Source organism: Streptomyces sp. SID1328 (assembly GCF_009865595.1).
In the GTDB taxonomy this organism is placed as follows: domain Bacteria; phylum Actinomycetota; class Actinomycetes; order Streptomycetales; family Streptomycetaceae; genus Streptomyces; species Streptomyces griseoluteus.
Genome location: NZ_WWKH01000987.1, coordinates 1 through 10,790 on the forward strand (window position 1 = coordinate 1; position 10,790 = coordinate 10,790).

The 10,790-nt window shown below is 71.7% G+C and carries 11 protein-coding genes; 9 read left to right on the forward strand and 2 right to left on the reverse strand.

Annotation, left to right across the window (positions count from 1 at the left end; genetic code table 11):
- Positions 1-141 precede the first annotated feature (141 nt).
- The 3 genes from GT030_RS31730 to GT030_RS31740 are packed head-to-tail and all read left to right on the forward strand — an operon-like array spanning position 142 to position 3,394.
- Complete coding sequence (locus tag GT030_RS31730; RefSeq protein ID WP_161204033.1) at positions 142-1,539, forward strand: DUF6421 family protein; 1,398 nt, start codon at positions 142-144, stop codon at positions 1,537-1,539.
- 41 nt (positions 1,540-1,580) lie between these two features.
- A complete protein-coding gene (locus tag GT030_RS31735) occupies positions 1,581-2,327 on the forward strand; it encodes an SDR family oxidoreductase (RefSeq protein ID WP_161204042.1) in 747 nt (248 codons plus the stop codon).
- Positions 2,324-3,394 (forward strand): low specificity L-threonine aldolase, encoded by a 1,071-nt coding sequence (locus tag GT030_RS31740; RefSeq protein ID WP_161204034.1) that lies wholly within the window; start codon positions 2,324-2,326, stop codon positions 3,392-3,394. Before GT030_RS31735 ends, GT030_RS31740 begins: the two co-directional genes overlap by 4 nt.
- A gap of 66 nt (positions 3,395-3,460) precedes the next feature.
- On the opposite strand, the gene GT030_RS31745 is transcribed toward GT030_RS31740, so the two are convergent.
- On the reverse strand, positions 3,461-4,189 hold the full coding sequence (locus GT030_RS31745; protein WP_161204035.1) for a lysophospholipid acyltransferase family protein: 729 nt from the start codon (positions 4,187-4,189) through the stop codon (positions 3,461-3,463).
- A gap of 204 nt (positions 4,190-4,393) precedes the next feature.
- On the opposite strand from GT030_RS31745, the gene GT030_RS31750 reads away from it, so the two are divergent.
- From GT030_RS31750 to GT030_RS31770, 5 genes are all read left to right on the forward strand, one after another.
- Complete coding sequence (locus GT030_RS31750; RefSeq protein ID WP_202460807.1) at positions 4,394-4,798, forward strand: thioredoxin family protein; 405 nt, start codon at positions 4,394-4,396, stop codon at positions 4,796-4,798.
- A gap of 195 nt (positions 4,799-4,993) precedes the next feature.
- Positions 4,994-5,503, forward strand: a complete 510-nt coding sequence (locus GT030_RS31755; RefSeq protein ID WP_161204037.1) for a flavin reductase family protein — start codon at positions 4,994-4,996, stop codon at positions 5,501-5,503.
- 221 nt (positions 5,504-5,724) lie between these two features.
- Positions 5,725-6,519: an electron transfer flavoprotein subunit beta/FixA family protein gene (locus tag GT030_RS31760; protein WP_086693319.1), complete on the forward strand. Its 795-nt coding sequence runs from the start codon at positions 5,725-5,727 to the stop codon at positions 6,517-6,519.
- A gap of 51 nt (positions 6,520-6,570) precedes the next feature.
- On the forward strand, positions 6,571-7,533 hold the full coding sequence (locus tag GT030_RS31765; RefSeq protein WP_161204038.1) for an electron transfer flavoprotein subunit alpha/FixB family protein: 963 nt from the start codon (positions 6,571-6,573) through the stop codon (positions 7,531-7,533).
- A gap of 124 nt (positions 7,534-7,657) precedes the next feature.
- The gene (locus tag GT030_RS31770; protein WP_161204039.1) at positions 7,658-8,920 is read left to right on the forward strand and encodes an aldolase/citrate lyase family protein; all 1,263 of its coding nucleotides are present in this window, start codon (positions 7,658-7,660) and stop codon (positions 8,918-8,920) included.
- A 5-nt stretch (positions 8,921-8,925) separates the two neighbouring features.
- Here the strand turns inward: GT030_RS31770 and GT030_RS31775 are convergent, their stop codons facing one another.
- Complete coding sequence (locus tag GT030_RS31775) at positions 8,926-9,975, reverse strand: LacI family DNA-binding transcriptional regulator (protein WP_161204040.1); 1,050 nt, start codon at positions 9,973-9,975, stop codon at positions 8,926-8,928.
- Positions 9,976-10,191: 216 nt separating this feature from the next.
- Between GT030_RS31775 and GT030_RS31780 the strand changes: the two genes are divergently transcribed.
- Positions 10,192-10,790: ROK family protein (locus GT030_RS31780; protein ID WP_161204041.1), on the forward strand; the 599-nt coding region annotated here is incomplete at its 3' end.

The window sequence follows — 10,790 nt, forward strand, 5'->3', positions numbered from 1 at the left end:
GAGCGCGGTCACGGTTTGAGGCGGGAAAAACAGCGGTGACCATGCGGCCGCGCAGAATAATTTCCCGGCCCCCCTCTTGTTCGGCAAAACGGGGTACGCATACGGTGTCCATACGCGAGGTTCTCCCGTGGAGGATGGGACATGACGGAAATTCTTGTGCAGGCCGGTCCGGAGGGACAGGTTCCTTCGCTGACCAGGGTGGTCGAGCACCCGGCGTGGCCCGTCCTCAAGGCCGCGGTGGAGCAGATCCGGCCATGGCAGTCGAAGGACGGCTCGATCGACTTCACCGCCGAGGGCGCCCCCGAGCGGGCCGAGGCCGGGGCGGCCGTGGGCCGGGTCGTGGACGCGGTGGAGCAGCTCTCCCCGATGCTCCCGCACGACGCGGAGTACCACCGCGCGCTGGTGGCCGACCTGCGCCGCTGGGCCGAGGGCGGCTTCGAGGTGCCGGACTTCCTGGACTCGCTGCTGGCCTTCCAGCCGGCTGCAAACCGTGCCGACGGCCTCCAGCACCTGGTCGTCTTCCCGATGTACACGCAGAACGGCAACCCCGACCGCAATCTCGAGGCGGTCGTGCTGCGCATGGTCTGGCCGGACTGGCTGGCCGAGCTGGAGCGCACCCGGTACGACAACCCGCTGTTCTGCGGCATCACCTTCGAGGACTTCACGGCCGGGTACGACACCAACTCCGCCGTCCTCTTCCCGGAGACCATCGCCGTCCGCGAGGCGCCGGAACGTTTCTCCTGGGGTGGCATCTTCTGCGACCGCGAGGCCGCCCGCTTCCGCCGGGTCACCGACGCCGCCGTCGGCATCCTGGGCCTGGAGCTGCCCGAGGACATCGCCGCGATGGTGCACGACCAGAAGCGCTGCGAAGAGGCTTTCGTGCTCTGGGACATGGTCCACGACCGCACCCACAGCCACGGCGACCTCCCGTTCGACCCGTTCATGATCAAGCAGCGCCAGCCGTTCTGGATGTACGGCCTGGAGGAGCTGCGCTGCGACCTCACCGCCTTCAAGGAGGCCGTGAAGCTGGCGGGGGACGGCGTCCCGCAGGCCCGTGACGTGCAGTACGCCGTGCTCTTCGACCGGATGTTCCGCTTCCCGGTCACCGGCGACCGCGTCCGCAACTACGACGGGCTCGGCGGCCAGCTCCTCTTCGCCTACCTGCACAAGCACGACGTGGTCCGCTGGACCGACAACAAGCTCGCCATCGACTGGGAGCGCGCCCCGCAGGTCACCAACCAGCTCTGCGCCGACATCGAGCAGCTCTACCGCGACGGCATCGACCGCCCCAAGCTCGTCCACTGGTTCGCCGGGTACGAGCTCGTCGCCTCCTACCTCTCCCCGCACCCTGGCTCCAAGTGGGCCAAGGGCCCCGACGCCCTCGACCTGAGCCTGCCGCCGCGCAAGCTGGTCGACGACGTGCTCCCGGACGAGTTTCCGCTGAGCATGTTCTATGAGGCGCTGGCCAAGAAGCTGAAGAATGTGATCGCCGAGACCAAGGGCATCACGGCGGACGGCGCCGAGCGGATCGCCGCGTGAGCGACCGCCGGGACGAGACGGCAGTGGGAGAAGGGAAGACGATGCAGAACGGGGCTCTTCGGGGCGCGGTGATCGCGGTCGCCGGTGCGGGCGGACCAGCGGGCCGGGCCACCCTGATCAGGCTCGCCGAGGCGGGTGCGACCGTGGTCGGCGCGGACAACGACCCCGCCCGGCTGGCGGAGGCGGTGGACGCGGCCCGCTACGCCAACGGCGGCGCCACGGTCACCGGTGAGACGGTCGACCTGCTCGACCTGGACTCCACCCGTGCCTGGGCCTCCGGCATCGAGAAGGAGTTCGGCCGCGTCGACGGCCTGGTCCACCTGGTCGGCGGCTGGCGCGGCGGCGCCAAGTTCGACGACACCGACCTCGCCGACTGGGACCTGCTGGAGAAACTGCTCGTCCGCACCGTCCAGCACACCTCGCTGGCCTTCTACGACGCCCTCCAGCGCGCCGGTGACGGCCGCTACCTGCTGATCAGCGCCGCGGGCGCGTCCAAGCCGACCGCGGGCAACGCCGCGTACTCCGCCGCCAAGGCCGCGGCCGAGGCGTGGACGCTGGCCATGGCCGACGGCTTCCGCAAGGCGGGGGGCGAGGACGGCCCGAAGGCGGCGGCTGCCATCCTGGTGGTGAAGGCGCTGGTGCACGACGCGATGCGCGCGGAACGTCCCAACGCGAAGTTCGCGGGCTTCACGGACGTCAAGGAGCTGGCCGAGGCCATCGAGGGCGTCTGGGGCAGGCCCGCCGCCGAACTGAACGGAACCCGTCTGTGGCTGACCGAGAAGCCGTGAACCCTCCCAGGACCGACGCCCGTCGCCACCACGACCCGCAGGTCCGCGGTTTCGCCAGCGACAACTACGCCGGGGCGCACCCCGAGGTGCTCGCCGCCGTGGCCCTGGCCAACGGCGGCCACCAGGTCGCGTACGGCGAGGACGAGTACACCGAGAACCTCCAGCGGATCATCCGCAGCCACTTCGGCGCGACCGCCGAGGCGTTCCCGGTGTTCAACGGCACCGGGGCCAACGTCGTCGCGCTCCAGGCGGTCACCGACCGCTGGGGCGCGGTGATCTGTGCCGAGAGCGCGCACATCAACGTGGACGAGGGCGGCGCGCCCGAGCGGATGGGCGGGCTGAAGCTGCTCACCGTGCCCACCCCGGACGGCAAGCTCACCCCCGAGCTGATCGACCGGCAGGCGTTCGGCTGGGACGACGAGCACCGGGCGATGCCCCAGGTCGTCTCGATCACCCAGTCCACCGAGCTGGGCACCCTCTACACGCCCGACGAGATCCGCGCGATCTGCGAACACGCCCACGCGCACGGCATGAAGGTGCACCTGGACGGCTCCCGGATATCCAACGCCGCCGCCTCCCTGGACGTCCCCATGCGGGCCTTCACCAACGCGGTCGGCGTCGACATCCTCTCGATGGGCGGGACGAAGAACGGCGCCCTGTTCGGCGAGGCGGTCGTGGTCATCAACCAGGACGCCGTCTCGCACATGAAGCATCTGCGCAAGCTGTCCATGCAGCTCGCGTCCAAGATGCGCTTCGTGTCGGTGCAGTTGGAGGCCCTGTACGCCAAGGACCTCTGGCTGCGCAACGCCCGCCACGCCAACGAGATGGCCCAGCGGCTCGCCGAGGGCGTCCGTGCGGTGCACGGCGTAGAGATCCTGCACCCGGTGCAGGCCAACGGTGTCTTCGCCAGGCTCCCGCACGACGTGAGCGTCCGGCTGCAGAAGCGGTTCCGCTTCTACTTCTGGGACGAGGCGGCCGGTGACGTCCGCTGGATGTGCGCCTTCGACACCACCGAGGACGACGTCGACACCTTCGTGGCGGCGCTCAAGGAGGAGATGGCCCGCTGAGGGCCTCGCCGGCACATGCGAACGGCCCGGCCGGACGGTGAATCGTCCGGCCGGGCCGTAGTCGTCTCAGACGGCCTCGGCCGCGCGCAACTGCTCGTTCGTCGGGGCCGTGCCGCCCAGGTGGGCGGGGAGCCACCAGGAGTCCTCGGCGCCCTTCGGGCGGGCTGGGTAGGCGCGCTGGGCGGCGTCCAGCAACTCCTGGACCCGCTCGCGCAGCCGGCGGGTGATCGCGCCCGCGTACTGCTCGCGCGACGCCTCCAGCGCCTCGCCGACCCGCATGGTGATCGGGGTGTGGCTGCGCTTGAAGTTGCGCGGCTGGCCCTTGGTCCACAGCCGCTGGGTGCCCCACAGCGCCATCGGCACCAGCGGCACGCCCGCCTCCTGGGCCAGGCGCGCGGCACCGGACTTGAAGCCCTTCAGCGTGAAGGACTGCGAGATCGTCGCCTCGGGGAACACCCCGACGATCTCCCCGGCGCGCAGCGACGCCAGCGCGTGCGCGTACGCCGTCTCGCCCTGCTCGCGGTCGACCGGGATGTGCTTCATGCCGCGCATCAGCGGACCGGACACCTTGTGCCGGAACACCGACTCCTTGGCCATGAACCGCACCAGGCGCTTCTGCGGCAGGGCGGCCAAGCCGTTGAAGATGAAGTCCAGATAGCTGATGTGATTGCTCACCAGCACGGCGCCACCGGAGCGCGGGATGTTCTCCGACCCCTGGCAGTCGATCTTGAGGTCCCAGACCTTGAACATCGTCTTGGCGAGACCGACGACGGGACGGTAGACCAGCTCTGCCATAAGCGGGGTGGTCCCTTTCTGCTCTGCTCGGGAAAGGGGGCTCCCGGCGGTAAGTTACGGAGCCGTAGGTTTACGGCTCTCGCAGATCGTGCCCCAATAACGGACGGGTGACCAGTCCTGGTGCCCGGTAACGGCGAGATCCTCGTCACGTCCGCCCTCGATCCACTCTTTCGGAGGCAGGGAATCCATTCGGCCCTCGATGTGCTGGTGTTGAGGACGGATCGGACGAGCGGCGCCGCGGCGGCGGCAGGGTGGAGGACACGGGTGCGCGGGGCGGACGACGTACGGCGGCTGACGGCGGCCGAACTCGGCGGCGAACCGGGGGAGCGGGCCACCCTCGTGCAGTTCTCCTCCGCCTTCTGCGCGCCCTGCCGGGCCACCCGGCGCACGCTGGCCGAGGTCGCCCGGATGGTGCCCGGCGTCGCGCACGTCGAGATCGACGCGGAGGCCAGGCTGGAACTCGTCCGCGAACTCGGCATCGTGAAGACCCCCACCGTGCTCGTCCTCGACGCGGACGGCGCGGTGGTGCGGCGCGCCCAGGGGCAGCCACGCAGGGCCGATGTCATCGCGGCGCTCGGCGAGGCCGTGAGCGGGCGGCACGATGGCTGAGCGCTCCCGGGCGCCCCGGCGGCGACTTGACTGCGCCCGCCGTCTGTCGTCAGCCTGGCCCGGTGCCGATCGAACACCTTCTCGCCGGACAGGTCGTCCCCAGCGGCCCGGCCCGCCTCGGGAGCGCCCGCTGCCGGGGCCGTTGAACAGCACCGGACCCCACCAGCTCGCCCCCGTCAGCAGAAGGACGACCCCATGACGGCCACCCCCGGCCTCGGTTCCCGTCAGCCCGCCTCGCCGGACCTGCTGCGTTCCGTCTTCCGCCGGCACGCCGCCGGTGTCGCGGTGATCACCGCGCGCGGCGAGCACGGCCCGGTCGGCTTCACCGCCACCTCGCTCAGCTCCGTCTCCGCCGAGCCGCCGATGATCTCCTTCGGCATAGGCACCGGTGGGTCGAGCTGGCCCGCCATCGAGCGCACCGACCACGTCGGCGTGCACCTGCTCGCCGAGCACCAGAGCGACCTCGCCGCCACCTTCGCCCGCAGCGGCGCCGACCGCTTCGGGGCGTCCACCGCGTGGCGCGAGGGGCCCGGGCGGGTGCCCGTGCTGGACGACGTGCTCGCCTGGCTGGTGTGCCGGATCGTGGGGCGGGTACCGGCCGGGGACCACCGGATCGTGCTCGCCGAGGTGCTGCTGGGCGACCCGTCCGGCGACGGCCGTCCGCTGCTCTATCACCAGGGACGCTTCAACGCCCTGCGGGACTGAGCGGGTTGGGCCCCGCCGGGCCGGAGCCGTCGGGTTCCGGTTACGCTGCGTTGCGAAGGTCACAGTTCAAAGCGCTTGCTTAGCGGGCAGGAACTGGGTGTACTGGCGAGTAATATTTTGGTCGGAGCGCACGGACGCCCCGACCGCGATCGGCCGCTTGAGGCGCCTATGCTGCACTTCAAGAGGCAGCCCGGAAAAGACGATGCAGTAGGAGAGCCGGCGTGAGCTTGAGGATCGTTGTCACTGTGAAGTACGTGCCCGACGCCACTGGCGACCGGCACTTCGCCGATGACCTGACCGTCGACCGCGACGACGTGGACGGTCTGCTCTCCGAACTCGACGAGTACGCGGTGGAGCAGGCCCTGCAGATCGCGGAGTCCTTCGAGGGGGACGGCGACGCCGAGGTCACCGTGCTGACCGTCGGCCCCGAGGACGCGAAGGACGCGCTGCGCAAGGCCCTCTCGATGGGCGCCGACAAGGCGATCCACGTCGAGGACGACGACCTGCACGGCACCGACGTCATGGGCACCTCCCTGGTGCTGGCCAAGGCGATCGAGAAGGCCGGTTACGACCTCGTGATCTCCGGCATGGCCTCCACCGACGGCACTATGGGCGTCGTTCCCGCGCTGGTCGCCGAGCGTCTGGGTGTGCCGCAGGTGACGCTGCTCTCCGAGGTCTCGGTCGAGGACGGCACCGTCAAGGGCCGCCGTGACGGCGACGCCGCCTCCGAGCAGCTCGAGGCCTCCCTGCCGGCCGTGGTCTCCGTGACGGACCAGTCGGGCGAGGCGCGCTACCCGTCGTTCAAGGGCATCATGGCGGCGAAGAAGAAGCCGGTGGAGTCCTGGGACCTGTCCGACCTCGACATCGAGGCGGAGGAGGTCGGTCTCGAGGGTGCGTGGACCAAGGTCGAGGCCGCGACCGAGCGTCCGGCGCGCACCGCGGGCACGATCGTCAAGGACGAGGGCGAGGGCGGCAAGCAGCTCGCCGAGTACCTCGCGGGCCAGAAGTTCATCTAAGGCCCCGCGCCCAGACCGCCCCTCAACTTCGTTACGCAGGAGAGCAATCCCATGGCTGAAGTCCTCGTCTATGTCGACCACGTGGACGGTGCCGTCCGCAAGCCCACCCTGGAGCTGCTGACGCTGGCCCGCCGCATCGGCGAGCCCGTCGCCGTCGCCCTGGGCAATGGCGCCGCCGACACCGTCGCCGCCCTCGCCGAGCACGGCGCGGTGAAGGTACTCACCGACGACGCGTCCGAGTACGCCGACTACCTGGTCGTCCCCAAGGTCGACGCCCTCCAGGCCGCCGTCGAGGCCGTCTCCCCGGCTGCCGTGCTGGTCCCGTCCTCCGCCGAGGGCAAGGAGGTCGCCGCCCGTCTGGCGCTGCGCACCGGTTCCGGTCTGATCACCGACGCCGTCGACCTGGAGGCCGGGGCCGACGGTCCCGTCGCCACCCAGTCGGTGTTCGCCGCGTCGTACACCACCAAGTCCCAGGTCACCAAGGGCACCCCGGTCATCACGGTCAAGCCGAACTCGGCCGCCGTGGAGGCCGCCCCGGCCGCTGGCGCGGCCGAGGCCCTTTCGGTGACCTTCTCCGACAAGGCGACCGGTACCAAGGTCACCGGCCGCACCCCGCGCGAGTCCACGGGCCGCCCGGAGCTGACCGAGGCCGCGATCGTGGTCTCCGGCGGCCGTGGCGTCAACGGCGCGGACAACTTCGCGCTGATCGAGGCCCTCGCCGACTCGCTCGGTGCCGCCGTCGGCGCCTCGCGTGCCGCCGTCGACGCCGGCTGGTACCCGCACACCAACCAGGTCGGCCAGACCGGCAAGTCGGTCTCGCCGCAGCTCTACATCGCCAACGGCATCTCCGGTGCGATCCAGCACCGCGCCGGCATGCAGACCTCGAAGACGATCGTCGCGGTCAACAAGGACCCCGAGGCCCCGATCTTCGACCTGGTCGACTACGGCGTGGTCGGCGACCTCTTCGAGGTCGTCCCCCAGCTCACCGAGGAAGTGAAGTCCCGCAAGGGCTGATCCCTCCGACGCTGAACGAGGCCCCCGGAACCCACACGGTCCCGGGGGCCTCGCCCTGTTGTTGACCCGCCGGATCGCCCTGGATACCGTCCCTCAACGGTTTGTTGAGGCCGGAGGGTGTGGGATGGGTCGGCAGGAGCAAGTGAGGACGAGTCTCGGCGGCGAGGTCGGCAAGGAGGTCGACGGACTTCTCGCGCCCGTCGACGCCGACCTGGCGCTCCGGTACCCGGGCGATCCCGGCACGCGCCAGCCCGTGCACACCGTGTATGTGCCCGGTGACGTGTTCGGCGCGGGCACCGTGCGCGAGTGGGGCGACCGGGCGCTGGCCGCGCTCGACGAACACGCCCCGGACGCGGGCTCGTTCGCGGCCGTTCTCGGACTGGACGGGGAACTCGCCGGGCCGGTGTACGAGCGGGTCCGGGCCAAGCTGGAGCGGGAGCCCGTGGAGGACCTGCGGGTCGACTTCGAGGACGGGTACGGGCACCGGCCGGACGCCGAGGAGGACGAGGACGCGGCCCGCGCCGCCCGGCTCCTCGCGGAGGACTCGCCCCCGTACCTCGGTGTGCGGGTGAAGTGCATGGAGGCGGGGGTGCGCGAGCGGGGCATCCGTACGCTCGACGTCTTCCTCACCGGGCTGATGGCGGCCGGCGGCCTGCCCGAGGGGCTGAACCTGACGCTGCCGAAGGTGACGTACGCGGAACAGGTCGCGGCGTTCGCCCGCGTGCTGGACGCCTTCGAGCGGACGCACGGGCTGGAGTCCGGGCGGCTCGGCTTCGAGATCCAGATCGAGACCAGCCAGGCGATCCTCGCCACGGACGGCACCGCCACTGTCGCCCGCATGATCCAGGCGGCCGAGGGCCGGGCCACCGGACTGCACTACGGCACCTTCGACTACAGCGCCGCCCTCGGGGTCTCCGCCGCCCACCAGGCACCCGACCACCCCGCCGCCGACCACGCCAAGGCGGTGATGCAGGTCGCGGCCGCCGGGACCGGCGTACGCGTCTCGGACGGCTCCACCAATGTGCTGCCGGTCGGCCCGACCGCACAGGTCCACGACGCCTGGCGGCTGCACCACCGGCTCACCCGCCGCGCCCTGGCCCGCGCCTATCACCAGGGCTGGGACATGCACCCCGGCCATCTGCCGACCCGGTACGCGGCCGTCTTCGCCTTCTACCGCGAGGGGTTCGCCCAGGCGGCGGCCCGGCTCGCGGCGTACACCGCGCGCACCCGGGGCGATGTGCTGGACGAGCCCGCCACCGCACGGGCGCTGAGCGGCTACCTGCTCCGGGGGCTGCACTGCGGCGCCCTGGACAGCGCGGAGGTGACAGCCGCGAGCGGACTCGGCCGGGCCGAGCTGGAAGACCTGGCGACGGCCCGGCCCCGGTAGTGCCCTCAGTCCGCCGGAGGCAGCTCTCCGGAGCCCCGCGTGATCAGGCGGGTCGGCAGTTCGAGGCGTTCCGGGCTGCCGGGGGCGCCGTCAAGGCGCTGGAAGAGGCGGCCGGCGGCGGTGCGGCCGAGGGCGGCCGCGTCCTGCGCGACCACCGTCACGCCCGGCTGGAGCAGGTCGGCCAGCTCGAAGTCGTCGAACCCGACCAGGGCGACCGGCCGGTCGCGCTCGGCCAGGACCCTGATCACGGTGACCGTCACCCGGTTGTTGCCGGTGAAGACGGCGGTCACCGGGTCGGGCCCGGCGAGCATCTCCTCCGTGGCCCGCCGCACCCGCTCCGGATCGGTCGCGCCCAGCGACATCCAGCCCTCCGCGACCGGTATCCCCGCCTCCTCCATCGCCGCCCGGTAGCCGCGCAGCCGCTCGGCGGCCGTGTGGATGCGGGGCATGTCGCCGATGAAGCCGATCCTGCGGTGGCCGTGTGCGATCAGATGGGCCACCCCGTCACGGGCGCCGCCGAAGTTGTCCGACAGGACCACGTCCGCGTCGATGCCCCCGGCCGGCCGGTCCACGAACACCGTGGCCACGCCCGCCCGGATCTCCGGCTCCAGATAGCGGTGGTCGTCCCCGGCCGGGATCACCACCAGGCCGTCCACCCGCCGCGCGCACAGAGCGAGCGCCAACTCCTGCTCCCGCTCCGGGTCCTCCGCGCTGGACCCGTTGATCAGCAGCGCCCCGTGCGCGCGGGCCACCTCCTCGACGGCACGGCTGAGCGGCCCGTAGAACGGGTCCGCGAGGTCCTCCAGCACCAGGCCGATGCTCGCCGTACGGCCCTTGCGCAGCACCCGCGCGCTGTCGTTGCGCCGGAAGCCCAGCGCCTCGATCGCCTCCCTCACCCGCCGCTCGGTGTCCGGGGTGACGCCGGGCTCGCCGTTGACCACGCGGGACACCGTCTTCAGGCCGACCCCGGCCCGCGCGGCCACGTCCTTCATGGTGGGCCGGTTGCCGTAACGGCTGCCGGTGGCGCGGTCTGCTCGGCGGGTGGTCTCGGGCACGGTGCGGTGTCCTGTCCTGTTGTCCGGGGGTGTCGCAGGGTGGGGCGGGCAATCAAAGGCCGGTACAAGCGTGTGGCGTCGAGCATAGAGCCTGGACAACGTTGTCAGGTGCGAGAGAGACTGTCCACCGCCGTCCCGGCCCGCGCCCCCACCGCGACCAGGCCGGGGAGGCCCACCGGATCACCATCTACGGCTCGACGGGGAGACCAGACTCAGATGCACACCGACCTCGTGGCGGCCCTGGACATCGGCGGTACCAAGATCGCCGGTGCGCTGGTGGACGGCCATGGCCGGATTCAGGCGCGCACCCAGCGCCCGACGCCCGCGCGACAGGATGGCGAAACGGTCATGCAGGCCGTCGAGCAGGTGCTCGGCGACCTCGCCGCCTCGCCGTTGTGGGGACGCGCCTCCGTGATCGGCATCGGCAGCGCCGGCCCGGTGGACGCCTCGGCGGGCACCGTGAGCCCGGTCAACGTGCCGGGGTGGCGCGGCTTCCCGCTGGTCGAGCGGGTACGCGCGGCCACCGGCGGTCTGCCGGTCGAGCTGATCGGCGACGGGGTCGCCATCACCGCCGCCGAGCACTGGCAGGGCGCCGCGCGCGGCCACGACAACGCCCTGTGCATGGTGGTCTCCACCGGCGTCTGCGGCGGACTGGTCCTCGGCGGCCGGTTGCACCCCGGCCCCACCGGCAACGCCGGTCACATCGGCCACATCAGCGTCGACCTGGACGGCGAACCGTGCCCCTGCGGCGCACGCGGCTGTGTGGAGGGCCTGGCCAGCGGGCCCAACATCGCCCGCCGTGCCCTGGCCGACGG

Bases quoted from the DNA above. Each gene is read 5' to 3' on its own strand.
- GT030_RS31765 (WP_161204038.1), top strand. From the start codon at position 6,571: ATGGCTGAAGTCCTCGTCTATGTCGACCACGTGGACGGTGCCGTCCGC.
- GT030_RS31755 (WP_161204037.1), top strand. From the start codon at position 4,994: ATGACGGCCACCCCCGGCCTCGGTTCCCGTCAGCCCGCCTCGCCGGAC.
- GT030_RS31770 (WP_161204039.1), top strand. From the start codon at position 7,658: ATGGGTCGGCAGGAGCAAGTGAGGACGAGTCTCGGCGGCGAGGTCGGC.
- GT030_RS31745 (WP_161204035.1), bottom strand. From the start codon at position 4,189: ATGGCAGAGCTGGTCTACCGTCCCGTCGTCGGTCTCGCCAAGACGATG.
- GT030_RS31730 (WP_161204033.1), top strand. From the start codon at position 142: ATGACGGAAATTCTTGTGCAGGCCGGTCCGGAGGGACAGGTTCCTTCG.
- GT030_RS31735 (WP_161204042.1), top strand. From the start codon at position 1,581: ATGCAGAACGGGGCTCTTCGGGGCGCGGTGATCGCGGTCGCCGGTGCG.